This window comes from Providencia sp. PROV272 (genome assembly GCF_049901975.1).
Taxonomy (GTDB): Bacteria; Pseudomonadota; Gammaproteobacteria; order Enterobacterales; family Enterobacteriaceae; genus Providencia; species Providencia stuartii.
The window spans coordinates 1809130-1834129 of record NZ_CP096291.1 but is presented as its reverse complement, the minus strand read 5'-3'; the positions used below and the strand labels follow the sequence as shown (position 1 = coordinate 1834129).

29 protein-coding genes are annotated in these 25000 nt (G+C 40.3%); 8 read left to right on the top strand and 21 right to left on the bottom strand.

Annotated elements, in window-relative coordinates:
- The first annotated feature begins 126 nt into the window (after nucleotides 1-126).
- The 4 genes from M1E93_RS08255 to M1E93_RS08240 all read left to right on the top strand — a co-directional run bounded on the left by M1E93_RS08255 (nucleotide 127) and on the right by M1E93_RS08240 (nucleotide 4689).
- Nucleotides 127-789 (top strand): GntR family transcriptional regulator, encoded by a 663-nt coding sequence (locus tag M1E93_RS08255; protein ID WP_104873559.1) that lies wholly within the window; start codon nucleotides 127-129, stop codon nucleotides 787-789.
- A 589-nt stretch (nucleotides 790-1378) separates the two neighbouring features.
- Complete coding sequence (locus M1E93_RS08250; protein WP_426207264.1) at nucleotides 1379-1855, top strand: pentapeptide repeat-containing protein; 477 nt, start codon at nucleotides 1379-1381, stop codon at nucleotides 1853-1855.
- Nucleotides 1856-1903: 48 nt separating this feature from the next.
- Nucleotides 1904-2851 (top strand): IS30 family transposase, encoded by a 948-nt coding sequence (locus tag M1E93_RS08245; RefSeq protein ID WP_140035165.1) that lies wholly within the window; start codon nucleotides 1904-1906, stop codon nucleotides 2849-2851.
- 890 nt (nucleotides 2852-3741) lie between these two features.
- Nucleotides 3742-4689 carry an IS30 family transposase gene (locus M1E93_RS08240; protein ID WP_140035165.1) on the top strand — a complete coding sequence of 316 codons (948 nt, stop codon included), beginning with the start codon at nucleotides 3742-3744 and terminating at the stop codon, nucleotides 4687-4689.
- On the opposite strand, the gene M1E93_RS08235 is transcribed toward M1E93_RS08240, so the two are convergent.
- Both M1E93_RS08235 and M1E93_RS08230 read right to left on the bottom strand, forming a co-directional pair.
- Nucleotides 4643-5191 (bottom strand): hypothetical protein, encoded by a 549-nt coding sequence (locus M1E93_RS08235; protein WP_426207263.1) that lies wholly within the window; start codon nucleotides 5189-5191, stop codon nucleotides 4643-4645. The two genes, M1E93_RS08240 and M1E93_RS08235, sit on opposite strands and share 47 nt — an antisense overlap.
- Before the next feature lie 148 nt (nucleotides 5192-5339).
- Nucleotides 5340-5906 carry a DUF3828 domain-containing protein gene (locus tag M1E93_RS08230; RefSeq protein WP_232006106.1) on the bottom strand — a complete coding sequence of 189 codons (567 nt, stop codon included), beginning with the start codon at nucleotides 5904-5906 and terminating at the stop codon, nucleotides 5340-5342.
- A 645-nt stretch (nucleotides 5907-6551) separates the two neighbouring features.
- Between M1E93_RS08230 and gltP the strand changes: the two genes are divergently transcribed.
- Both gltP and M1E93_RS08220 read left to right on the top strand, forming a co-directional pair.
- Nucleotides 6552-7859 (top strand): glutamate/aspartate:proton symporter GltP, encoded by a 1308-nt coding sequence (gltP, locus tag M1E93_RS08225; protein WP_004920976.1) that lies wholly within the window; start codon nucleotides 6552-6554, stop codon nucleotides 7857-7859.
- 441 nt (nucleotides 7860-8300) lie between these two features.
- Nucleotides 8301-8879 carry a glycoside hydrolase family 6 protein gene (locus tag M1E93_RS08220; protein ID WP_426207262.1) on the top strand — a complete coding sequence of 193 codons (579 nt, stop codon included), beginning with the start codon at nucleotides 8301-8303 and terminating at the stop codon, nucleotides 8877-8879.
- Here M1E93_RS08220 and M1E93_RS08215 read toward each other — a convergent pair.
- Nucleotides 8833-9780, bottom strand: a complete 948-nt coding sequence (locus tag M1E93_RS08215; RefSeq protein ID WP_140035165.1) for an IS30 family transposase — start codon at nucleotides 9778-9780, stop codon at nucleotides 8833-8835. The two genes, M1E93_RS08220 and M1E93_RS08215, sit on opposite strands and share 47 nt — an antisense overlap.
- A 69-nt stretch (nucleotides 9781-9849) precedes the next feature.
- Here M1E93_RS08215 and M1E93_RS08210 point away from each other — a divergent pair, with 69 nt between their 5' ends.
- Entirely contained in the window at nucleotides 9850-10335 is a 486-nt protein-coding gene (locus tag M1E93_RS08210; protein ID WP_426207261.1) for a glycoside hydrolase family 6 protein, read from the top strand.
- Between the two features lie 562 nt (nucleotides 10336-10897).
- Here M1E93_RS08210 and M1E93_RS08205 read toward each other — a convergent pair.
- Nucleotides 10898-11563: a hypothetical protein gene (locus tag M1E93_RS08205; RefSeq protein WP_014656221.1), complete on the bottom strand. Its 666-nt coding sequence runs from the start codon at nucleotides 11561-11563 to the stop codon at nucleotides 10898-10900.
- 434 nt (nucleotides 11564-11997) lie between these two features.
- On the opposite strand from M1E93_RS08205, the gene M1E93_RS08200 reads away from it, so the two are divergent.
- Complete coding sequence (locus tag M1E93_RS08200; RefSeq protein ID WP_004920986.1) at nucleotides 11998-12471, top strand: hypothetical protein; 474 nt, start codon at nucleotides 11998-12000, stop codon at nucleotides 12469-12471.
- A 367-nt stretch (nucleotides 12472-12838) separates the two neighbouring features.
- Here the strand turns inward: M1E93_RS08200 and M1E93_RS08195 are convergent, their stop codons facing one another.
- The 17 genes from M1E93_RS08195 to M1E93_RS08115 form a co-directional block, all read right to left on the bottom strand.
- Nucleotides 12839-13456, bottom strand: a complete 618-nt coding sequence (locus M1E93_RS08195) for a tail fiber assembly protein (RefSeq protein ID WP_104873562.1) — start codon at nucleotides 13454-13456, stop codon at nucleotides 12839-12841.
- Nucleotides 13456-14946: a tail fiber protein gene (locus M1E93_RS08190; protein WP_104873563.1), complete on the bottom strand. Its 1491-nt coding sequence runs from the start codon at nucleotides 14944-14946 to the stop codon at nucleotides 13456-13458. The genes M1E93_RS08195 and M1E93_RS08190 overlap by 1 nt, the downstream gene beginning before the upstream one ends.
- Nucleotides 14933-15589: a DUF2612 domain-containing protein gene (locus M1E93_RS08185; RefSeq protein ID WP_104873564.1), complete on the bottom strand. Its 657-nt coding sequence runs from the start codon at nucleotides 15587-15589 to the stop codon at nucleotides 14933-14935. Before M1E93_RS08185 ends, M1E93_RS08190 begins: the two co-directional genes overlap by 14 nt.
- Nucleotides 15582-15722: a hypothetical protein gene (locus M1E93_RS08180; RefSeq protein ID WP_426207260.1), complete on the bottom strand. Its 141-nt coding sequence runs from the start codon at nucleotides 15720-15722 to the stop codon at nucleotides 15582-15584. Before M1E93_RS08180 ends, M1E93_RS08185 begins: the two co-directional genes overlap by 8 nt.
- Before the next feature lie 38 nt (nucleotides 15723-15760).
- Nucleotides 15761-16705 (bottom strand): baseplate J/gp47 family protein, encoded by a 945-nt coding sequence (locus tag M1E93_RS08175; RefSeq protein ID WP_426207259.1) that lies wholly within the window; start codon nucleotides 16703-16705, stop codon nucleotides 15761-15763.
- Complete coding sequence (locus tag M1E93_RS08170; protein WP_004920995.1) at nucleotides 16689-17051, bottom strand: hypothetical protein; 363 nt, start codon at nucleotides 17049-17051, stop codon at nucleotides 16689-16691. Before M1E93_RS08170 ends, M1E93_RS08175 begins: the two co-directional genes overlap by 17 nt.
- Entirely contained in the window at nucleotides 17051-17707 is a 657-nt protein-coding gene (locus tag M1E93_RS08165) for a Gp138 family membrane-puncturing spike protein (protein WP_014656228.1), read from the bottom strand. The genes M1E93_RS08170 and M1E93_RS08165 overlap by 1 nt, the downstream gene beginning before the upstream one ends.
- On the bottom strand, nucleotides 17704-18528 hold the full coding sequence (locus M1E93_RS08160; protein ID WP_040133272.1) for a phage protein: 825 nt from the start codon (nucleotides 18526-18528) through the stop codon (nucleotides 17704-17706). Before M1E93_RS08160 ends, M1E93_RS08165 begins: the two co-directional genes overlap by 4 nt.
- Nucleotides 18503-18841 carry a phage baseplate plug family protein gene (locus M1E93_RS08155; RefSeq protein WP_036940883.1) on the bottom strand — a complete coding sequence of 113 codons (339 nt, stop codon included), beginning with the start codon at nucleotides 18839-18841 and terminating at the stop codon, nucleotides 18503-18505. Before M1E93_RS08155 ends, M1E93_RS08160 begins: the two co-directional genes overlap by 26 nt.
- On the bottom strand, nucleotides 18838-19569 hold the full coding sequence (locus tag M1E93_RS08150) for a phage baseplate protein (RefSeq protein ID WP_053110979.1): 732 nt from the start codon (nucleotides 19567-19569) through the stop codon (nucleotides 18838-18840). The genes M1E93_RS08155 and M1E93_RS08150 overlap by 4 nt, the downstream gene beginning before the upstream one ends.
- Nucleotides 19570-19651: 82 nt before the next feature.
- Nucleotides 19652-21436, bottom strand: a complete 1785-nt coding sequence (locus tag M1E93_RS08145) for a hypothetical protein (protein WP_104873565.1) — start codon at nucleotides 21434-21436, stop codon at nucleotides 19652-19654.
- Nucleotides 21437-21580: 144 nt separating this feature from the next.
- Nucleotides 21581-21973, bottom strand: coding sequence for a phage tail assembly chaperone (locus M1E93_RS08140; RefSeq protein ID WP_004921014.1), 393 nt, complete (start codon nucleotides 21971-21973; stop codon nucleotides 21581-21583).
- A complete protein-coding gene (locus M1E93_RS08135) occupies nucleotides 21973-22407 on the bottom strand; it encodes a phage protein (RefSeq protein ID WP_004921015.1) in 435 nt (144 codons plus the stop codon). Before M1E93_RS08135 ends, M1E93_RS08140 begins: the two co-directional genes overlap by 1 nt.
- A gap of 9 nt (nucleotides 22408-22416) precedes the next feature.
- A complete protein-coding gene (locus M1E93_RS08130) occupies nucleotides 22417-23928 on the bottom strand; it encodes a DUF3383 domain-containing protein (protein WP_040133275.1) in 1512 nt (503 codons plus the stop codon).
- A complete protein-coding gene (locus M1E93_RS08125; RefSeq protein WP_014656235.1) occupies nucleotides 23925-24425 on the bottom strand; it encodes a phage neck terminator protein in 501 nt (166 codons plus the stop codon). Before M1E93_RS08125 ends, M1E93_RS08130 begins: the two co-directional genes overlap by 4 nt.
- Before the next feature lie 98 nt (nucleotides 24426-24523).
- Nucleotides 24524-24703 (bottom strand): Rz1-like lysis system protein LysC, encoded by a 180-nt coding sequence (gene lysC, locus M1E93_RS08120; RefSeq protein WP_104873566.1) that lies wholly within the window; start codon nucleotides 24701-24703, stop codon nucleotides 24524-24526.
- Nucleotides 24675-24986, bottom strand: a complete 312-nt coding sequence (locus tag M1E93_RS08115; protein ID WP_014656237.1) for a hypothetical protein — start codon at nucleotides 24984-24986, stop codon at nucleotides 24675-24677. The genes lysC and M1E93_RS08115 overlap by 29 nt, the downstream gene beginning before the upstream one ends.
- Between the last annotated feature and the right edge of the window lie 14 nt (nucleotides 24987-25000).

The following is a 25000-nucleotide window of genomic DNA, read 5'->3' as shown; positions in this document are numbered from 1 at the left end:
ATGAGTGCAAAAAACGATAGATTTGTGCTGAGCATGCACCAAAAGGAGCCTTGAAGCCGACTAGGGAATATGTGAAGATAAACTCTTACACTGTTCCTCATTGGCTCATACCTAAAACCTATTGATATGACTAAACAACCTGTTGTTCAGACCTTAGCTGTTACTATCGCCGAAACGATCCGCTACAAAATCACGGTTGGGGAACTTACGCCAGGCCAACGTTTGTCAGAAGCCGCTCTTAGTGAAGAGTTAGATATTTCTCGTAATACTCTGCGCGAAGTATTTCGTGTTTTGACACAAGAAGGGTTACTTACTTATGCACCAAATAAGGGCGTATTTGTTTCAGTACCCGATATGGCTGCTATCATCGACATTTACCAAGTACGCCGATTAATTGAATGTGATGCATTGAAGCAAGCCTATGCCATGCATCCTGCCGTACAGAAAATGAAGCAAGCCGTCAACGAAGCTCGCGAACAAGAAAAGATGGAAAATTGGATTGGTGTGGGAACAGCCAATATGAAATTTCACACTGCCATTGTAGAGTTGTCTGATAGCGAAAGACTAATTAAGCTCTACCGTAATATCGCCGCTGAACTACGTCTAGCTTTTGGTCATCTTAATGATCCTAAGATTCTATATGCCCCTTATATCGATAAAAACCAATCGATATTAGAGTTATTAGACGCCGGGTGTAACCTTGAAGCGGCTGACACATTGAGCCGTTATTTAGATTTATCAGAGCGAACCTTGCTCGCCGCCTTTAAACGAAAACAAGCCGGCTATTAATTCTCTTTATTAATAAAGTGTGAAAGCCATCAATCTAGTACTGGTCAATCCTGAGGAATTCAGAGCCTGTTTACACAAATAGGATCCCCTGCTTTTCTGTTATCAACTATATTGGTAAATAGGAGCAAGATTTCAATAACTCAGTGCTAATTCTTTCTGGTAAGAGACATTAATCTATTTTTTGCGATTTAAAGAAAAACTTATCTAAAAGGAATAACTTGAATGATTTTACGAGCAGAAGACTTCCCTAGATAGTAATAACCTAAATAGGGTAATTACAATGATATATTGTTGAGTATACTATGACGGCGACTATTATATTTTTTAGTAACTTAGTTTCATCTTTACCCGTTTTCTAGTTTCTGCTATTTGGTTATCTAACTCTATATTTTCTACTAGCGACATAGAAGCAAGTTCAGATACACTGACATTAAAAACAGAAGCCAATGCACTAATTGTCTCTATATTTGGGACTTTATTATCTTCAATTCGCTGAATAGTTCTAGTGATGTTAGTTGAACGAATTGTGCTTGAGACTACGCTCTTTCTAATTCTTATTTGTTTAACTTTGTTTTCAAGGAAAAATTACATGAAGAAAACATTCGATGAAACTATAAATACCTTGCGGGAATTAGGCTTAATTTATGATGACCAATCTCCACGACTTCCTGAGGCTATGCCCAAGTTTGATGATCCTGATCCATGTGGATTCAGTATTTTTCGAATGGGCATAGAAGACCTAGACCTAAGCGCCTTAGACATGAGAAGGACATTTTTTTCTCGTTCAGAAATAGTCGGCTGTAACTTCACAGACACTGACTTAGCTGAGTCAAATATGTGTTGGAATGATTTTATAAGCGTCAATTTTACACGCGCTAATCTAGCAGGTGCGGATCTTCGTGCGTCTATTTATGAAAATACAAATTTTACAGAGTGTAACTTATCCGGTTCCGACTTAAGGCTAGCTGAATTTAATAATTGCATATTTACCTTAGCTAATATGCAAGGAGCGCGAATTCAGATAATAAGTGCAACGCTCGGTCATGTTAGATGGAAGGACGGTTAGCTACTGATAAGCTATCCTGCTCTTCCGACCAAAGATGAGCGAGTAAGTATGAAGTATCAGCAACTAACCGAAGGACAACGATACCAGATATCGATACTGCGTGAGGATAATTTATCCTGCCATGAGATAGGTATCCGTATCGGTGTAAGCAAGTCCACGGTCTCCCGTGAACTGAGGCGTAACACTTCAGATACTGGTTATAACCCACAACAGGCACACCAGAAGTGCTGTGATAGGCGGCTGTCATCTGCCAAAAGGACAATTCCTCAGCAGACCATAGATTTCGTGATATTTGCTCTGGAGTGGAAGTGGAGTCCTGAGCAAATAAGTGCAATTGGCAGCATTATTGGTCTTAGCGTCAGCCATGAATGGATTTACCAGTATATCTATGCGGATAAGCGTAGCGGTGGCGAGTTGTACAGGCATCTTAGGCAGGGCAAACGGCGATATCGTAAGGGCTACGGGCAGAAACGAGGGCGCATCCCTGATGCGGTATCCATTGAGCTACGGCCGTCAGTCGTCGATGACCGTAGCCGTCTGGGGGACTGGGAGGCCGATTTGGTGCAGGGTAAACAGGGCACTGGTGCTATCGTGACACTGGCAGAACGCAAAAGCCGTATTTACCTGACAAAAAAGGTGTTTTCAAAGGATGCGGTGGAAGTCAGTAAGGCCATTATCTCACTGCTGAGTGAGTATCAGGATGTATGTCACACAATAACGTTCGATAACGGTCTAGAGTTTAGTGAGCACAAGGCGATAGCAGAAGCACTGAACGCAGATACGTACTTTGCCCATCCGTATGCCTCGCATGAGCGTGGGCTGAACGAGAATACGAATGGGTTGTTAAGACAGTTTATCCCGAAAGGAACAGACCTGCGGACAGTGACAGAAGAAGACTTACAACGCTATCAGGGAGCGTTGAACAGCAGGCCACGCAAGTGTCTGGGGTTCAGACAACCTTCGGTGGTGTTTGCGGAGCTAAGAAAGGCGGCTTAGCGTTGCACTTCGGACTTGAATCCGCCGAGCAAAGCTGACTAAAACAGCTGGAGAAGCTCTTCCTCTTTCAATACAGCAAAAAAAACAAATAGATTGGCAAGACACTGAAGGCGAGGAGCCAAGCGGAGGTTAACGATTTATAAAGAAAAAAATCATCATTTGATTGCAAATCATGATTTATCAGTATGGTGTAAGCATCATACTGATCCTGATTTCATGTATTCTTACATTCGCACGAATGAGATCAGATGGGTGAGCTTACCTATAATATTAAACTCAATCTTTTACATGTCATATTTTGAAATTAAGTTAAGCATTCAATATATAGTCACACAAAATAAATTGTATGCATATCCAATGATATTATTATATTTCAAGTTCTTTTTAGTTATTAAATTGATCTAATAATCCGTTAAATAAAGTATATTATCCCTACAAACTTTGTATGATTAACAATCGAATAGTACTTAAAAAATAGAATCACAGGTTATTAGAGGGCTCACCATCTCATGCACCTAAAATAACGAGTTAAATTGACTTTTAATCTGTATTTCCTCTTGTACATAATTTTAGCTACATCAAGCAGCATAAAAGAAGATAAATTAATTTTTATCTATAACGCTAATGAGATATCGCTTGCTGCTTTTACTTTTTGCTCGTATAGATACCTTACTAGGACGAAGTAAAATTTGGATATTCAGCGTCTTATTTTATTGTTCTGAATATAAGTATTCAGGACAGTTACTTTCAACGCCATAACCGAGAGAGTAATATAGTTTAAGAGCTCGCGAATTCAGATAATAAGTGCAACGCTCGGTCATGTTAGATGGAAGGACGGTTAGCTACTGATAAGCTATCCTGCTCTTCCGACCAAAGATGAGCGAGTAAGTATGAAGTATCAGCAACTAACCGAAGGACAACGATACCAGATATCGATACTGCGTGAGGATAATTTATCCTGCCATGAGATAGGTATCCGTATCGGTGTAAGCAAGTCCACGGTCTCCCGTGAACTGAGGCGTAACACTTCAGATACTGGTTATAACCCACAACAGGCACACCAGAAGTGCTGTGATAGGCGGCTGTCATCTGCCAAAAGGACAATTCCTCAGCAGACCATAGATTTCGTGATATTTGCTCTGGAGTGGAAGTGGAGTCCTGAGCAAATAAGTGCAATTGGCAGCATTATTGGTCTTAGCGTCAGCCATGAATGGATTTACCAGTATATCTATGCGGATAAGCGTAGCGGTGGCGAGTTGTACAGGCATCTTAGGCAGGGCAAACGGCGATATCGTAAGGGCTACGGGCAGAAACGAGGGCGCATCCCTGATGCGGTATCCATTGAGCTACGGCCGTCAGTCGTCGATGACCGTAGCCGTCTGGGGGACTGGGAGGCCGATTTGGTGCAGGGTAAACAGGGCACTGGTGCTATCGTGACACTGGCAGAACGCAAAAGCCGTATTTACCTGACAAAAAAGGTGTTTTCAAAGGATGCGGTGGAAGTCAGTAAGGCCATTATCTCACTGCTGAGTGAGTATCAGGATGTATGTCACACAATAACGTTCGATAACGGTCTAGAGTTTAGTGAGCACAAGGCGATAGCAGAAGCACTGAACGCAGATACGTACTTTGCCCATCCGTATGCCTCGCATGAGCGTGGGCTGAACGAGAATACGAATGGGTTGTTAAGACAGTTTATCCCGAAAGGAACAGACCTGCGGACAGTGACAGAAGAAGACTTACAACGCTATCAGGGAGCGTTGAACAGCAGGCCACGCAAGTGTCTGGGGTTCAGACAACCTTCGGTGGTGTTTGCGGAGCTAAGAAAGGCGGCTTAGCGTTGCACTTCGGACTTGAATCCGCCGCTTTAAAGTTTATTTTATCATAAAAATAAAGCCCTTCAGTACTTAAACAAGTCGCAAGATTTAAAGTGTGATGACTGTAACTTACAGTGAAATTTGATGCATCTTGGGCTGTAAAATGAATATTCATCTTATTGTTTTCGTCATAAATAAAAGCAAAAAACAGACCATTATTGTTATCATGCAATTCTTTTTTGTAACTATATTTAAGTAATAAATCGCTATTTATCGAGTTATATCCATCATTACCTTTTTCAGTCTTTTGAAAGTCACGCCCATTCATATGGTAACACTTGACTTTATTATTGCGTTCATTATTTATACAAACCGTGACCGTTTTGTTGTTTAAATTACTTTCAGTTGAATACAGTATGATTTCATTAGGAAAATAGGATAAGAAGCCAGCACTTAAGATATTGTTATCCATTGCAAATGTCATGCTGCTGAATAAAAATAAAATTGACAATTTATAATTCATTTTATTAATAGCCCGCCTCATATACCGATAAGAGTACCATACTACCCTCACTTGGCTTTAATGTATATATTATTTCTTCCATATCATGATTTATTTTTATTTCTAGATTGCTTTTGTTTTTCCATGTATAACTTCCCCTTTCTTTTCTTTAAACTTTCGTAACTCGATTTATTTTCCAGTTACTTCCCTGCTTAACTAAGATAATCTGTAAATTTAATTTTGGCTCAGTGCCGTCACCTAAAATTAAACTTATTTTTGAGTAAGCATCAGTTTGCTTAATTTTCAATATCTTTATACTTTTTTCCCAAGAGGGATAATTATCCTGAGATTTTATAAAATAATTAACATCTGTCTCAATCCAAGTTCCATCCCAGTTACAAACAATATTCCCTCTATTTTTTCTGCACTCTTGTTCTTTTTTACAAATTTTTTCCAACTCTTTTTCATCTACATCCGAATCATAGTGACATATTGACGAATAGTATAATTTTAATGCTAATTCAGGGGTTACATAGTTCTCCACTAGACTTTCTTCATTTATATTTTTGAAATAGCCTTCATAAAAATTCACAACAACTTCTTCGGGAGATAACCCTGAACTTGCAGTTGATGAAACATTATTTGTCCTAGAATTGTCGTTAACATGCCCATTAGCTATGCCTATTAGTGGAAGTAATACTATCGAGAAGATAAAAATGTTAATTCGATTAAACATACCAAGTACCATCACCAATTAATCTTAAAATTTCCCAATGAATAAAATACACATAATCTCAGTGGTGCTAAATGCCCAATGAAGTTCTAAACAGCACCCGAAAAGTTGTCAACCCATATCAGGGCTAATCAAAGCTCAATCAATAATCTATTATGTTTCTTTCTCATACAATAGGTACTCCATCCTCCCCTGTTGATCAAGTGCCTCTATCACACAATTCCTTGACTTAGATTTTACATTATTTTAAAAAATTAGTTTTTTATAATTGCCTTTTTCTGCCTATAACTTATTTTCCTTATCCATTAAATAGATAAATAGAAACAATCTATTCATTCGTTTTATTTAGAATGATCCTCACTCAGCATTTAACATTTTAGTTACACCACGAAAACAATTAATTAATATTGATGGTTAAGCATTTAACTACCAAGCCCATTCTTACTCCACCGTGGCAAATCAATTATGAAAAGAATTATTACAATTTAATACAAATCAACGATAAATAATGATTGCCATGCTCAATTAATCGACTAAACAACTCAATATTTACGATCTAACAGTTGTAGTTTTAACGAATATTCGCTATAAAAATTGCGATAGAAAAAGTACAAACATAAAAATTATTAATATATTTGAGATTTCATTATGACTTCAAACCACATTTCGACAAAAAAACCATTTAAATTTGGCCTAGGATGGCAAATTTTAGTCGCACTGATTTTAGGTGTTATCGTAGGCGCTTTTTTGCATGAAAGCGTAGAATATAAAGATTGGTTAATCGTTAATGTTCTATCACCCGCGGGTAAAATATTTATACAATTAATTAAAATGATCGTTGTTCCGATTGTAATTTCAACATTAATTGTCGGTATCGCGGGGGTAGGAAATACGAAACAACTTGGGTCACTCGGGTTTAAAACCATCCTCTATTTTGAAATTATCACCACTATTGCAATCGTTGTCGGGATAAGCTTCGCCAATATCTTCCAACCTGGTGTTGGTATTGACATGTCACAGTTGACACAAGTTGATATCTCCCAATATGAAAAAACCACCCAAGAAGTTGAAAGCCACCCTTCGGGTATTATCAATACCATTTTAACCATGGTGCCGAGCAATATTTTTGCCTCTATGGCCAGTGGGGAAATGCTACCCGTCATTTTCTTTGCCGTCCTGTTTGGTTTGGGCCTCTCCTCATTACCTAAAGAGAAGAAGCAACCATTATTAGACGTTTTGCAAACCTTTTCTGAAACCATGTTCCGCGTCACTAATATGATCATGTTGTATGCCCCTATCGGGGTTTTTGCACTGATCTCCGTGACTGTCGCCAACTTTGGTTTTACCTCTTTAGTACCACTACTAAAATTAGTGATTCTGGTTCACTGTGCAATTTTGTTCTTTGCCATTGTGGTACTTGGCATTGTCGCTCGTTATTGCAAAATTAATATTTTCACCTTAATGAAAATTTTAAAAGACGAGCTACTTTTAGCCTACTCCACCGCAAGCTCTGAAACCGTGCTTCCACGTATCATGGATAAAATGGAAAAATACGGTGCACCTAAATCAGTAACCAGTTTCGTTATACCAATTGGCTACTCATTTAACCTCGATGGCTCAACACTCTACCAAAGTATTGCCGCCATCTTTATTGCTCAGCTCTATGGAATTGAACTGTCTATTGGTCAGGAGCTTATCCTTGTATTTACCTTAATGATCACCTCTAAAGGTATTGCAGGCGTACCTGGTGTCTCCTTCGTCGTTCTCTTAGCCACTTTAGGCAGTGTCGGTATTCCACTGGAGGGCTTAGCCTTTATTGCTGGGGTTGACCGTATTCTCGATATGGCTCGAACTGCACTAAACGTTGTCGGTAATGCCCTCGCAGCCTTGGTAATTGCCAAGTGGGAACATAATTATGATGAAGAAAAAGCACGTGAGTATGAGCAAACCTTTTAACGGTTGATAATCCACAATCCCTTTCCACACACCGAGCAACGACTCGGTGTGTTTTTATCTATTTCCTAAAAATTATAATCTAACATCGATTGAGATCTTATTAATATATTGATTAAATTTCATCTTAGATTATTAATGTAAAACCGTGATAAACAACACAATTTTTAATAACAGCGAGTAAGTATATTTACTTTACTGACTAGGCATGTTAAAAAATCAGCTTATTCAAATTATAATATAAATATATTCTATTATTTGTTTTCTAACTTACTGTTTTATTAACATATCGCTGTTAATTTGAATTATTCAATCCGGTTTAGTATGGCACGTTAAATAACGATCTATTTATATCGTTTTAACTGTGGCAGAAATTAATTTAAGCTATTTACCAATATTAATAATTAATAGCCATTTTTTCTTATTAAATCCGGAGTCGATTTTATGTATAAAATACTTTTCTTAAGCTTAATTACAGCTTGCTATACCGGAAACCTAATGGCAACTGAGTATTTCGTTGATCCCACCTCGTCTGCCGCATTGTGGGTAGAAAAAAACAAGAGCGATCCCAGAGCACTGGCTATTCGGGCTAAAATAGCGTCTGTGCCTACGGCTATTTGGCTTTCTAAAATCCATGAAAATGAGACTGAATTAGCCCAGCAAATAACAAGTTATATTTCACAAGCTGATAAGCAAAAAACTCAGCTTATGTTTGTGTTATACGCTCTACCTAACCGCGATTGCTCAGGCCAAGCCTCCGCCAGCAACACTACTAATAGCCAAAAATATCGAACATGGATTAATCAATTAACAAAAGCAATTTCAAACACTGAGCTTACCATTATTTTAGAGCCTGACGCCTTAGCGGATATGAGTTGCCTAACGCCATTGCAGCGCAAAGATAGAACAGATTTACTCAAATATGCTGTGACTCAATTTAAAATAAAAAGGGCGGATTCAAGTCCGAAGTGCAACGCTAAGCCGCCTTTCTTAGCTCCGCAAACACCACCGAAGGTTGTCTGAACCCCAGACACTTGCGTGGCCTGCTGTTCAACGCTCCCTGATAGCGTTGTAAGTCTTCTTCTGTCACTGTCCGCAGGTCTGTTCCTTTCGGGATAAACTGTCTTAACAACCCATTCGTATTCTCGTTCAGCCCACGCTCATGCGAGGCATACGGATGGGCAAAGTACGTATCTGCGTTCAGTGCTTCTGCTATCGCCTTGTGCTCACTAAACTCTAGACCGTTATCGAACGTTATTGTGTGACATACATCCTGATACTCACTCAGCAGTGAGATAATGGCCTTACTGACTTCCACCGCATCCTTTGAAAACACCTTTTTTGTCAGGTAAATACGGCTTTTGCGTTCTGCCAGTGTCACGATAGCACCAGTGCCCTGTTTACCCTGCACCAAATCGGCCTCCCAGTCCCCCAGACGGCTACGGTCATCGACGACTGACGGCCGTAGCTCAATGGATACCGCATCAGGGATGCGCCCTCGTTTCTGCCCGTAGCCCTTACGATATCGCCGTTTGCCCTGCCTAAGATGCCTGTACAACTCGCCACCGCTACGCTTATCCGCATAGATATACTGGTAAATCCATTCATGGCTGACGCTAAGACCAATAATGCTGCCAATTGCACTTATTTGCTCAGGACTCCACTTCCACTCCAGAGCAAATATCACGAAATCTATGGTCTGCTGAGGAATTGTCCTTTTGGCAGATGACAGCCGCCTATCACAGCACTTCTGGTGTGCCTGTTGTGGGTTATAACCAGTATCTGAAGTGTTACGCCTCAGTTCACGGGAGACCGTGGACTTGCTTACACCGATACGGATACCTATCTCATGGCAGGATAAATTATCCTCACGCAGTATCGATATCTGGTATCGTTGTCCTTCGGTTAGTTGCTGATACTTCATACTTACTCGCTCATCTTTGGTCGGAAGAGCAGGATAGCTTATCAGTAGCTAACCGTCCTTCCATCTAACATGACCGAGCGTTGCACTTATTATCTGAATTCGCGAAGTCCTAATGCGCATGTATACCTTGATGCTGGCAATATGAAGTGGCAACCCGCAAAAACAATGGCAGAACAACTCATTGCAGCGGGAATAAAAGATGCATCAGGTTTTTCACTCAATATTTCTAATTACTATGCGACCGAGCCCACTATAAAATATGGTGAAGACATTAATCGATTTTTAATGGCGCTGATAGGGATAAAATCCAATATGATTATTGATACCTCACGCAATGGTCATGGTGCACCAGCATTGCCAAATCAATGGTGCAATCCACTTGGCCGTAAGATAGGTGAAGGCCCAAAAGATATTTCAGCAACCGTTAAAATCGCTTGGATAAAGCCACCGGGGGAATCAGATGGCGACTTTTCTCCAACAGCTAATTGCCATGGCGGCCCTAAAGCAGGGGTTTTTAGCCCTGATTTAGCGATACGCCTGATTAAAGGGGAATAATAGATACAAGACCAAGGCGAGAAAGTCAGCGCAGGAGAAGTGCCGATAATAGGTTATGGGTATTGGCATTTTTCCGATAAATTATTTTGTGTCAATTTATCACTACGATAATTTAACTTAATGCTGTACCATGAGTGCCAATAAAAACAGTGGAGAATAGGGATAAAATATGGATGCTCTTTTCGAGGCCGTCGCTAGGTTTTTTGCTTTTTGTATTGAACTCTTGTTAAATCTTTTTCAACTTTTCGGTATTAGAATTACAATATTACTCATTGCTTTTATTGGCCTATATTTTCATGGGTTTCAACTCAAATGGGTATTAGGCTATATCATTCTAGCTATCGTTTTATATAGCCCATTCATCTATCGGAAATTGAAACAAAGGCAATAACGCTATTTGACTTAGCCTATTTGTTCTCTTTATCGTAAAGTTAACTCACTATCAATTATCTTTCGTTAAGCATAAAAAACGCTGTGCTACGCGGCGTTAATCGCAGATAATAGGGGGATTGTATCGAAAATATCTATATTAATCCCCCAATAGCATGATATTTCAATAGTATTATGACTCTTCTTCGAACTCTTTTTTATTCAAGATCCTATAATATAGGCTAGATTCCCAATAAGATAAGCCCATCGGATAACCTGCATCAACATAGTCACATTCGCTATTAAAATTGATAGCAGAAAATAAATTTTCTGGGTCAGATGCTGCCCATTTAATTACCTCAATTGCCGTTTCTTTATCATCTGGTATTGCATCAATGCCCCGCCCCACCAGTAAACATCTTTGTATTTCATCTTCAACTGCTTGACGTAAATTATCCGCTCCTTCCGTCAGCATCATATCTAATTCAATCGTTTCTAATAGCAAAAATGGCTGTTTATGCTGCTCTAAAAATTCAAGGGCTTCTTTGATTTCTTTACTCGCATCATAACCATTTTCTAAAAATAACGGTTCAATTGAGGTAAAAAATTTCTTTAATCTTGCAAACCCGATATCAAAATCACTTGTCAACGCATAAAAAGGTGTTTTTTCCCCTTCTTCTTCATGATCGTACCCATGATATAGCAGTGACTCACATAATTTTGGGTTTCCAGACATCAATATACGATAGGTCATTGGTATTGCATATGACCATTCAGAAAGTCCATTCGCAATATCTGGTCGGTCATAATAAGAGCTTGGTTGATTAGATATACTATAAAGGTAAGAGCGGTTTGCCATAAAATATCCTTTTATATAAAAATGCTTAAGCGAAATGACTCTAGCAATCTCAAAGTGATATAGCAATAACTAGGCCTAACTTTATTAGCCGATAATTATTTTTGAATATCATTAGAAATATTTTCAGGAATTATCTGATGATTTACTTATTTCCTACCGCAATACACTATTTTTCAGTGGAGAATAAATACGGTGATACGTATCGCTGATCACTTCTTAACTTTATAATCAATATACGTATTTTTTTAAAGGATCCTTTAAGGGCATCGATACAACTTACAGGCGCTCAGCTCATAAAAATAACAGAAAGTATAGGCGCTGTTTTCCCCGATAAAGCATCTTTTGACCCTAAACAAGCTTTTCAAATAGAAGAAAATGCAACGGTACAAACAGCTCAAGGCAAATATTACGGTACAGTTTTATACGCTTTTATTGTGAACTCAACCCTAGAGATATCTGCAACATTACTTGAGTTCGATGAGGCTCCTTATATCCGAGCAGCGCAACACAATGCCCAAATAAATAACAATAAAGACCTTTATCAGGATGATTTTGAGCAATTAACCAATAAATATAGCCATTACACTAGTTTTCAAATTAATGTGACTTGCGGATTTCGACGTAACGGTTCTGAATACTATTATCATATCGATACAATGAAGGTTTACGACTCAATGGGGGAGCTATTTGATCTTATTAACGATACTCAAGAAGCGATGAGTGTGATGGGCGGTTGTTCAATGACAGTCACAAAACTTTATAAAAGCAATATTTGGGAAGTTCGTTCAACGGAAGGGGATATTGTGCACCATAAGGTACTTAATAGGGCCATCACAGAATGCTTTTTACTTTATACTGACCATCTATATGATGACTGGCCTAATGATGCAGAAAGGCTATATTTATAAAATAAGCCAGCTAATCAATTAATATATCAGCCATTTTATGAATTGAATAACTAGCAATACTCTGTTAATTGGTAATCACTGGAAAATGATACGCGTAATACTAGTATGGTGGACATATAAAAATATTTAGTGTGTATTTGATAAAAAGTCCAGTTTATTCTTGTTTAAAGGGCTTATCAGTGGCTTTCACTACCATGTCATTACACTCCGCATAAATAAAAAATAATTTATCGGAATGCCTATATTAGGAATAAAGCTGCTTCTCTCAATGTGACTAAAAGGACATAATAAGGCTTTTTATGAAATAGAATAGCCGATGCATTTTAAAATAGCCGCTTTTCATAAAGCGGCTATGGATAAGTAAAAATTACGGTTTTTCCGGCCACTCAATATTAGGTGCTAAAGAAGTATCAACACGATTTAGTAAAACGCGGTATTTTTTCCACGCTTGCAGCGCTGCGGCTTCTTCATCGGTTGCCAGTCCTGTATCGATGGAGTCTTGCAGATAAGTCAGCATATTATTTGCTTCATCCAGTCGTTGTGATTTCTCCTGTTCAGCCTGCGCGATTAATGCGGCTTTTTGGGCTTCTGTGTCAGTGACCCATTTTTTACCGTTCCATGCATCGAATTCCGTTTTTGGCTCTAAAAGTGTGAGTGTTTCAGGTAAATCGCCCATAAAATCGACTTCAACAGGCTGACGGGTCTCTGTGTTGTACGCTGTTTTGCCACGATAATCAGCCACAATTTCCCATTTTGAGCCATCTTCACTACGCACAATGGCAAAACCTGTTTTGGTTGGTAGTTCAGGTGCATCGGTATAAGCTCCCGCGGACACGCTGACATCAAAGTAAATATATTCCATATTTGCATTGAGATATTCACGAGTGGTCGGGTCTGCAATATACGTTTTAATCCAACCGGCTTTTGTTGCTAAACCATTTTGACCGATTTCTGCTTGTTCAATTTCTAAATTGTAGTTTTTCATTATGCTGCTCTCACGATATATAAAAATGCAATGTTACGGGGGCGAGTTTCATTTGCCATAATTCCTGTAGAATTTGGATTACTGCCTTGGAACTCTGAACCATCATTTGTATAAAATAAGTAGTTATCACGATCGGTACTAGCTGAACCTACGTATCCATTTTTAACAGTCTTACCAAATATTGCATTCGCATTACTTGCTTCCCCCCATCCTGAAATATGTTTGTGATGTTCTGTGGCACAACGCTGGAATGATAAAACTACTCGCCCATTATCAATATTCCGACCAGCATCAAGACCTCGGATAAACTCACCACGTAGATCAGGCAGCTGACCAGATGGATAAGCAGCGGCTAGCAAGGGATATGACGTTTTATTAAACCACTGCCCATTACAAATTAAATAACCAGCTGGCGCTGTTGCTTGAGGCCACGGTAAAGGCACACCGACACGACAATCGCTAAGGTGTTCTGCTGTTCCTGAAGCTTTTAAATAACCATTACGATCAACTGCGGTATTTGCTTCGTTATAATCTACTTTCCACTCCCCCCAAGAACCATTATCAAAAGAACGCCTATAAGTTAGCGGCAGTAAAGCATTTGCTCTAAAGCAAACTTGAGTTGCGTTAATTGAAGTTTGCATGTGAATTAAGCATAAATACCCTGCTCGCACAGGTAATTCTGGTTGTTCACTTGATGAATTTGTATAGATACCTGTTTTATTAATTAAATCCCAATTATTACTTGTTATTACATTTGCACCGATTCCATAATCGCCAGCTCTTGCTATTTCCTTATCACCAATTAACGCTTTACCACATGCCGTTAATTTTAAGGTTATTCCGGAACGTGTATTACTCAACACAAAATCATTTGTCGCGTTTGTATAACCAATCAATCCACGGCGATTACCCGATGAGTCAAGAAAACCAATACTATGTGGCTGAGTGTCATCTGTATTTCGAAGCGCTATAGCTTGACCACTAGCAGTGATTACCCCTCCCGCTTTATCAAACTTCTTACCAAGGCCGTTATTGAGCGCCGTATTTGTCGCATAATCTCCCGCTGGTTGATAATTACCAGCAGGGGCATAGTTGCCTTTCGGTTGAAACTTGACGTCAGATTCAGTCTTGTTGTAATAATTACCCAACCCCAAAAACACACCCAGCGTAGACCATGCAGCTTGCGATTTATCAGGTTGCTCACCTTTGGTTTCTTTATTGGAAACATAGATAACCCCATTCCACTGAACGATGGCCGTTTTTGGGTAAGATAGCGTCGCATCCCACTCAGCGACGCCACGCTGCGTCAAATACATCAACCACTCATCAACACGCTTACCTATGGCGTTAAACCATTCCAATGGCGGCTTGCCAGCAGTTCTGTCTAAAGTAATCCCCCACCCACGCAATACATCTGGGAATGTTTCAATTTCCCCCGTTTTCGCATCTTGCGCGAATATTTTTAAGTCTGGCTTTTTAATGACTGACATTCATTAACCTCGTGAATTTTCCATCGTTAAAACCAAATGCCGATTGATCCCCCGCCCAACCAAATGGGTGTGCATCGGTAATAACGAGATATTGATAATTAACCCCTATAGGCCTCGATAAAATATCGAGATCTTTGATGGCATGGATCCGAAACGGTGTTAAATAATTGGCAGGGATAACCACATTCATCGACATATCATAATTGTCGATAATAAAGGCTTGCTCCCCCAATAAGTGACGTAAGGAATAGGTAATATTGGCGATATCGGGTTTTTGGTAATTTTTAATGATCTTGGCTTTGATAAAAAAGCGGTAATCATCATCCCCCAATACCGATGATCCTTTGAGTGAATCACCATAACGATAAAAGGCCCCAATATTGAAGCCTAGCGCGCCTTCAATCCCCCGAAAGCCAAAATAGTCTTTCGGCACCAATGATTTCATGAGCCGATGAAGACCGACATGTTTGCCGATTAAATCGAGTCCATACCCCGTAGCAGTGTCGATATTTAAAATGGTCGATAACGTAATGACCGATTCAAAGAGTTGCTTTGTTTCAGAAAGCAAAAGCCCGACGGTTTGTCGGGCTTTAGGTTTTCCTCGGTACTGCCAAATCAAAAAGTCTTCGCGTGGTTTACTCAATCAGCACCTCCACATCTTCTGGCCTGATTTGTGCGCATTGGCGAACCCCTATTGAAACAGCATCGCGCCCATTTACGGTAATTGATTTAATATAAAAGCCTTGTACTGCATTTACTTGGCAAGTTAAACGCATCGCATAAACCGATTCACCAATATCAAATTCAGTGGCGGCTAACGCGGCTTTAATGGCATCGGTATCGATATCATGGAAGCCCCCACTCGTTCAAGTAGTAATTTGACTTTAACATTCACCAAAGCGGCGCGATCAAAATAGACAGTTCGCGGTGCGCCAGCATACGTTTGTGTATTACTGATACGCCCAAATACCCCACACCCGCCCACTTTCTTACTTAAAATCGTTCGCCCAATATCATTATCATGGCCACCAATAACAACGGCATTTAATGTGTGCGGTGGAATGCCTTTTTCATCCGTTTGATTGGTGTAGTTTTCGTAGACCTTAGCTTGTTTTACATCCGGTAAATCAAGCAGAGCGCCTTCTAGTCCTTGATAATCATCATGATTATTGATGGCATGCGAACGCATAAAACGTAATAACAAATTGCCATCCGTTTCCTCAAAAGCGCCCTCTTTTGCCGCTTTTGTGGTTGTGATGCTATCAACCCCAATGGTCACCGTGTCCATGGTTAAGGGGCGATTTGCTGGCAACGAAAAAGCGCCAAGCTCCTGACTTCGTAGATCCACTCTTGCGGAGCCGTTACTCCCTAACGTGACATCCGCCAATGTGACCCACTTGGTGCGATTATCATCAGACAATAAGCTCCCTTTATGTACGGTAACGCCCTGTTTACCCGTGATCACCACCTCATTGAGATAACTGTAATCGGCCCCTCGGCGAACAATGCCGGCATACATTGCGCGTTGTTCTAGCCATGACCCAATGGCCTTATAGGGGTCAAGCATCTGCGCTATCAGGGCAATTGCTTGATTAATATTATCTATCTCTTGAGAAAATAAGCCGATCATTTGGCCGTCAGGGCTATCCGCATCCAGATTGATGTCATCCCCATAGATACGTTTAAACCCTTCCGTTAAGCGTTGGTGAACGTCAGTCAGCTTATCAATCACTATGCCCGTTTCAGTAATTTGGAGCATCTGTCATTACCTCTTTTTTATGGCCGTAAATATCAATATAAGTGACTGATATCGCCATCAACCTTGTATCAGGATTGAGTTGAATATCAAATTCGGTAATTTGCTCAACCCCTTGCGTATTTAATACACTCGCTTTTATTTCAGCCTCCATCGCTATCAAATTAGGGTTTTTGCGTAAATAATCGAACCATTTAATGCCATGTTCGCGATTAAGAAACCAATCCTGTTTCAATGACAATAGGCGAGTTAGCACCGATTGTGCGATAGCTTCCGAGCGAATGTTGTAATCTGCTCTCCCTCGCCCAAAACACCAATCATGGTTATCATCAAGCCGACGTACTTTCATTAGTTAGGACCTCCTGTATTGCCTCCTCCCGTTTGCACTCCGCTGTGCGTGTGGGTATCGCCAATATTTTTGCCATTATGTTTAAGTGTGCCGCCGGATGATTCACTATTACCATTCACTGAATGGTTACCTTTAATCAACGCATTACCTGTTAACTGATAATTACCTTGGTGTTCAATATCGCCTTTAATCATGATCTTTCCCGACTGCATACGAATAAACGTTGAGCCATCATCCGTTTGTAGCGATAGTGAATCACTCGAATAATTAGGAATTTTATTGGGTTGACTACTGCCTTGAGGTAAAAAGAAGGCATCGGATAGGTCATGAAAACGGTGATCAAGCGGTTGCGACTGTTTACCGGAAACATACCAGCCGTCAATGCAACGCTCGGCAAAAATCACCAGCCCCTCATCCCCCTCACGTACAGGCACTGTGACACAGAAACCACCTCCCCGATAAAATCCAACCGGAACATCAACTAACGGCGGCAACGCAATCACTTTTCCCTCTTTAGTGACATGGCTGATCATTAATTCAACCGTCGCACTATGCCCATTGCAAGACAGTAATTTACCAGGCAACGCAGTATGAATATCGTAGCGCTGGTTCTGAGCGTGTTGATTCATCACATCAAGAAGTGTTGGCTGTTTCATTGTTTCACCTTATCAAACGTACCATCAACACAAACGAGCCTGCTATACCAATCCCTCTCCATAAAATCGCCCGTATGACTTAGCTCCGTAATTTTATAGTCACCATTAAATTCAGATGTAATGGATTGAAGCCGAATGAGGGCACCAATTTTTAATGTAGGATGACATAAACAGGTTATCGTCAAGCCATCTTCACTTTTTTCGGGTTTACCAATTAGCCCCGTTTCTTGCGATAAAACAAAACTTTCGTTATCCGTTATCACCTTTTGTTTTGGCAATAACATGAGTTGTCCATCCTGAATAGACCAATCTGACTGGTTATTTTTCGCGATTTTATGCAGTAATTCCCTTGCATCACCAAACATCACTTTTGCACGCGGAAGTTGACGATCATTTGGCAACTCTATAACACCAATATCAATATCCATCGCCTGCGCATTTTCTGTTAAAATATCACGATCGCGATTACCCGAAGATAATGTTTTATTAACTAACGTACAGGTATAAGCCTTAAATCCATCGCCACAAATTAATTCACAAATAATATCTTCCGCACTTTCAGTTACCTTAACCTCAATAATATCCCCTGCATAAATTAGTTGCAGCTCTTCATAACCAACCGAAAGTGCTGCCCGATTAAATACCTTGCTGGTTAATAAGTTTCGATGTGACGCATTAAGGTTGTAAATACGGATAACAGCAGGGTTAGGCTCTGGTGTTAATGTTTTTTTGATATCAAACGTGACGCGTAATTGTGTTATTTCGAAAGATTCATCATCATTACCAATAACAAGCTTAAGTTGTCTGCCTAATTGTTTCATACCAAAATCCTTTATCAACAATATAGAGCAAAAGCCTTTCACCTAATTCACTTTGTGATATTGAATTAATACCAAAACGTGATTTATCACTTAACGTCAAAATAAAGGGGAGATTTTTCTCTATTAATGAAGGAGCATTAACAGCTAATCCTTGCATTTGTGTAATAACTTTATTCTCATTGATGTCGAATAAATCAAACTGCCAATTTTTTGAAATTTTGTTGTAGTACAAAGTTAGCTTTAAGGCCTTACCAAATAAGGTAAATAATTGCTCTTGGATCGGCTCGTTAGATACGGGTATTTCATAAATCATGAACGTCCCCCTAATGTTTCACGGAAAGTATGGGCAGATTTGGCCTCAGGCTGAGTTCTTCCCATATTACTTTTTTGAGGTTGTTGTTTTAAATCAGGGTGTAATCCTTTTACCGTCTGACTCTCGACAATAAACACTTCCTCTAAATTTAAACTAAATTCAACCGCCCCAGGCTTATCCTGTGTCGCGCCAATACTGGTTAACATCATATTCTTGTACAAACGAAGCCCTGTTTGTACATCAATCGGCTCCCCCATTTTTTGTATTGCCAATAATGATTCATAAGCACGACCAGCACGATCTAATGTCTGCGAACTATCAGCAAAAGGTTTCAATACATCCGGATACCAAGGTGCAATCACCTTCTGCACTTTATTGGCTAACACCCGTCCTATCGTTATATATTGCCCCAGCATCGCTTCCGCTTGCCGTATTGATGACGATATTTCTAACGGCAGAGGGTATTCCCCCATAGCCTCGGTATCGAACCCTAAAAAATCATTAAAATATTTCGCAGGTTCATAGCCCACTACCGTTCCCGTAATACTCAGTGATTTCGGCTCAAGAAATGCGTGATCAGCAATATCAGCCCCCGATTCAACGGGGTTTTTTGTGATCCTTAATGCAGAGGTATGAGTCTCGCGGATCGTACAATCAAGTTCAAACTGACCAATCGTTCTTGTAATAACAGACGCTCGACCAGTAAATATTCCGCTTGTAATATCCATAATCTATTGCCTAAATAAAAAAGGCCACATTAAGTGACCTTATCAGTTGAATTGAACCCAACTCATTCTTTAAAACGGCGGGTTAATCAGCATTCGCACTCTTTAAGGAATGGTATGCAATCTCATTAACATATTGATTGATCCCCTCTACCGCCAATACACCCGCTTGTCGGCTATCCATGGTATGAATATCTTGTTTCACATTAACATCCCCTTGGTTAACAACAATGCTCTTATGATTGCTAGTTGTGACATTAGATAAATTGGGATCAGCTAGGTTTTGCTTAATTAAGCCGCCAGCAAGATTTGAGATTTGTACTAATTTTTTTTCACTTTGATATTTATCGTCAATAATACCCAGTGCTTTTAATATTGAAATAATACCCGATGTCAACTCATCAAGCTTTTGGTTTACCCAATTAAATGCCAACTCGAAAGGCTTTTTAATTAATTCAGTCACCCCATTAAACGTATTCGCAAGATCATTAATAAACTTGCCAATATCGGTATCACTGAGATCAAAAAGATTTCTAATAAATTCCCATCCCGCTTTAAATGGTGCGGTTAAGAATTCCTGAATTGCGGCAAATGCTAAATTAAGTTTTTCCGTCCATGACGTTGAATCGTCGGTGAATATTTCATATAACGATTGTATCAAATCAAACGCTGACTGAAATGGCGCCAATAGGTAATCGATAATCGCAAAAAATACTGTACTTAAACCATCAATAAAGGTTTTTGCAACACTCAATACCCATTCAAAAGCCATTTTCGCTGCATTTTTAATGACATCCCAAGCCTGAATAACCCCTTGGATAAGCACTTGCCATAATGCTAAAAATGCCGTGGCAAAACCATGAAAGTAGTGTTCAAATCCTGCCCAAATCTCCTTCAATCCCTCGGTCATGCCCTCCCATGCTTCCCCCATCATCGCCGTATTACCACTGAATAAGCCAAAGAGTAGCTTTAAGGCATTACCTATATATTTAAAGAAGCCACGGAAAATCATCACAGCACTATCGATAGTGAGCGCCCATGCTTGAGCAATGCCATCGAAAATCAGTTTATTTTCAGCATAAAAAGTATTCCACCAAGCTAATACTGACTGTATCCATTCAATGGCTGGCGCCCAAAACTCACTAAATTGTGACTCACCACCGTCTAGATAAGCCATGAGATCCCCGAGCAGCACCATCAGTCCAGCCACCGCAGCCGCAACCCACATGACAGGGTTCGCGGCAAAGGCTATTAAAGCGGCTTTTTTAAAGGCCGCTAACACCGCTATAACGCCAATGATTGCCGCTTTCCACCCTATGGTTTTTTCGACTAAGAGATTAATGGCACGACCCGCATTCCCTATCGCTTGTATGCCTTTACTCCCCCACACGACCAGCTGAGTTAATCCCTCTGATATCAGTGTCTTATTCGCATCTAGCCATTCATTAAAGCGATTAATCACCTCCGTTAAGTTAGGGAGTAGCCCTAGTACGAGTTTCGTTTTTATTGACTCTATTGATAAGCTAGTTTTCTTCGTGACTGATTGATATTCATCAGCTTGCTGTAATTCTTTCTCAGAAATGGTAAATAACACACTTTTTTCCTGAGAGAGCTCTCTCGCCCCTGCTACCGCGCCACCAATAAAGCTAAAGAATTTATTCGACATAAAATCAATAGCCGTCACGAGACCAGAAACCACTGCTTTCAAATTATCAATCGTTAAACCCGCATTACTTAATTTCTCACCTAATTGGCCAATAACTGTTGCCGTTGAAGTCGCCGCCGCGCCGAGGGCAGTGACGACACCTTTTAGTTTAACCACTTGCTCTTCATTAAGACCGATAATGGTTAGAAGTTGTTCGATTCCCATCTTCTGCCCTCTGCTGAGACAACAAACGCTCGACATAGGCCTCATGAAAATCAAGCACATCGCCGAGCGTTGCTGTCGTTCTAAGATCATGACCGGTATATTTGCCTTCCATAATGGGCAGCATTTTTAACCAATCTACATCTGTTATGCCGTTAGATTGACCAAACTGGGCATATTTACCTTGGATGCGACTCCATCGGGCAAAAAATCAGCAAAATGAAAGACTAGGCCATTAACAATAAGTGGATAATAATGGGAACGATAAGTATTAAAATGGGTATTAAACACATCCACTTTATCAAGCTGAATAACATTGCCATCGGCATCTTTTGCTATCACCCATTTTAAGATGAATTTTTCGATACCTTGCATTTCTGTGGAGCCAATATTGGCAAGTACGCCCCCCACATCGATATCAACCTGTTCACCATTCATTGCAATGCAACCTTTTAGCATCCCCAATAGCTTCATGGCATGGGTTTTCGCTTCGATAAAGTTGCTATGACGATGCTCATAAGTGATGTTATCTTTTTCCATCAGTTAAAGGCTCCTTTACCCAATTTAGTGATCACACGTTCAAATTGGATCACCCATGACTGCGCATTATGGCCAGCCCCACGTGTTTGCGTCGGCGGTGTTGTGAAAAAGCCAACATGCCCCACAATCTCATCACCGTTCCACGTATCCTTGATATACAATTCAAGCGGCGCGGGAGCAGATTGGCTGCTGAGCATTTGATTACGTAGATTCGATAAAAAATGATTATCTGCAGAGTGTTGCAGTAACTTCAGTGTTAATATTCCCGACTGGTTACCACTAAAAACATAAACCCCACGCCCATTAGCGCCGAACGTCCAAGCACCATCATCACCTACAGGAGCAATTGATAGCGCATCTGCAGATTCATCAAAGGCTGTGATTTCATAACCATTGATACTAACCATAAGACTTTTGTGATTATAAACAGACATAGTGACCTCTTAGCGGTTGAATTGAATTAATAAATCTGCTGAATGACCCGCACCCGCGAGCTTAATTGCACACATAATCGGCATCATTTTGCGTGCTTCTCGATCCGCTTGTGACTGAACATCAAAGCTATCCGAATAAAAATAGAAACCTTCATCTAAGCGGTCACCAAAAGTCACCTCGCCAATATCACTGCCACGCCAGATCCCCCCTGCTAAGAAGCCATTGCGTTTAAATTCGTTGCCAATGACAATCAAGGAGCCAATTAGCATCGCTTGGCCTTTATCGGTTTGAGGAATTTTTGTAGGGCTTGCTTGTAAGGTCGTGAAGGCTTGTTTTTGGCACGCATCGATAAACGCATCCAGCCCCATCACTTCATCAATAAATGTGCCGCCGAGCATCGTGCCTTCAGCTAACATATTGATACCGTCATAATCGGTATAAAAATTGATCCCCAAACGACGGCATTTTTGTGCCGCATCTTGAGTCACGCGATCGTCAGAGCGTACCGACGTTTGTTGCTTAAATTTGACAGTTTTTGCGGTGTTCTGTCCTTGCCAAACCGTTGAAACAGCAATCGCCAACAACTCAGCACCGGCATGGTTATCTCCCGTTTTGTTGAATTGCACCATCAACCGACCACTGTTTTTATCAAACAGCTTTTTCAGTATGTTACTGTTGTTCCACTCAATCTGCTCATCACGCGTCGCGGTATAGGCCATAACTTTTAAGTCAGCCGCGGTCACCCATGCATGAGCATCATCAAGCTGTTCATCGGTGAGAGAGTCTGCGAAATAGACGCCATACCAGTTTTGATAGACATTTTGTAGTTTATGCAAGGCTTCGGAAGGTAGTTCTGCATTAACAGTTTGTGCGGCGGCTCCCACCGTTAGCGTAGCTTGGCCTTCTTCCAATTTGAGTAAATTACCCACATAAGTACCGCTAGTGGATGGCTTCACATAACCGAAACGCGTTTTTGCATCTACTCCTGCCGTTTTCGATTGAATGATCATGCGCTTACCGATGGCATCCCACACCGCTTGTACGTTGGCATCACTAGGTAGCTTTTGATTAATAACTTTTGCAATGTCTGAAAAATCAATAGCTTTACTAAAGTCGAGGGCCGACAGTAAAATATCAGAGCCCGCAAGGTTCAAAGTCATTGCACCATCAGTAATCGCCTTTAATACATTCAGTCCAACAGAAATCGTTGAGCCTTTTAGCGCATTCGCGGTTGCGGCAATTGTCTGTTTCTCTTTCGCAAAACGCGCGATCATCGCACGCTTCAATTTAGGGCGCGCAGAAAACAGTGCTTGTGCTGCTTTATAGGTTGCCGATTTTGTACCAAATAAATTAGCAACATCTTGTTCATTAGAAACAAATACATAACGCGAAGATGCATCAACAAACGCATTGCCCATTTCAGACGTAAAAATCGCAATCATACTTAGATCACGACGTTGTACGGCTGCCGCTTGGGGTAAAATTTGTGCATTAATGATCTCTTTAATAGATAAACTCATAATGGTTCCTTTAGCGTGGTTATAACGACCGATTCACCATAAGTCAGTGATGATTCGATACGATGAATATGTGATAGTGTTAAATTGAGCTGTGCTCTTTGTTGCTTTCCTTCAGGCTCCTCCTCGGGGAAATATTGAATTTCTGATCCGTGAACTAATCCCGCCCCCATAGCTTTAAGTTGTTGCAAAGCAAGGTATGTGTGCATTTGCGCGGCTAAATCTTCAATCAATAAGAATGCCTGCTTACCTTGTGCGGTAATCGAAACCGTGGTTTCCCGTGTCGTCGTCACCACTTCTCTACTGTTTTCTGCTTCGAATTTAACTTCCGTACCGATAGAATGAGATACCAATGGCGTGACAGTGATAAAGTCATCCCATTTCGATACATCGGTATAAACACTGCCATCAAGAACGCGTTCTTCCGGTAGTCGTGTGAGCAGCACGATAATTTGGCGCAATTTATCTAGGTTGAGCCGTGAAAGCGTTGTTGTTTCCATGTGAATTCCCAATAATTAGGCATAGACAATCTTCCGCGCTATCGGTGATAGTCGGTTGTTTTATCTGCTATTCAATTAGTTAAAGATGTAATAAACGCTTACTTGAAAAAGAGGGTATGGCGTTGTTGTTCAATCACTCTGATGGCTTGCTTATCTAAATTACATTGTTCGATAATAGTTAATAATGTTTCATTCAGTAGAAGCGAATCACCCCAAGTTAATTCGAGAGGAATAATCGGGGGTAAACAATCATCGAGTAAATAAGCTGGGATCGCCATTTGCGGCTGTGGAACGTATTCTTTCTGAATGTTTGTGCAACTGGACAGTAGCATCACTAGGCACACGATGAGTGGCACAAATAGTGTCAGAAAGCCTCTTTTTAATAACTTCTTTGGTTTGTTCAGAACTAAGATCCACCTCATTTCGTTGGTTAAGATGATTTTTGGTAATTTTATTGAGTTGTGCTGAAAATTTTAAATACCCATTAAATAAAGCCTGTTGCGCTGCCATTTGATGATTCAGTGACATATATTGGCGATTTAACTTGTCATAATCACGCATTACCCACCACAACC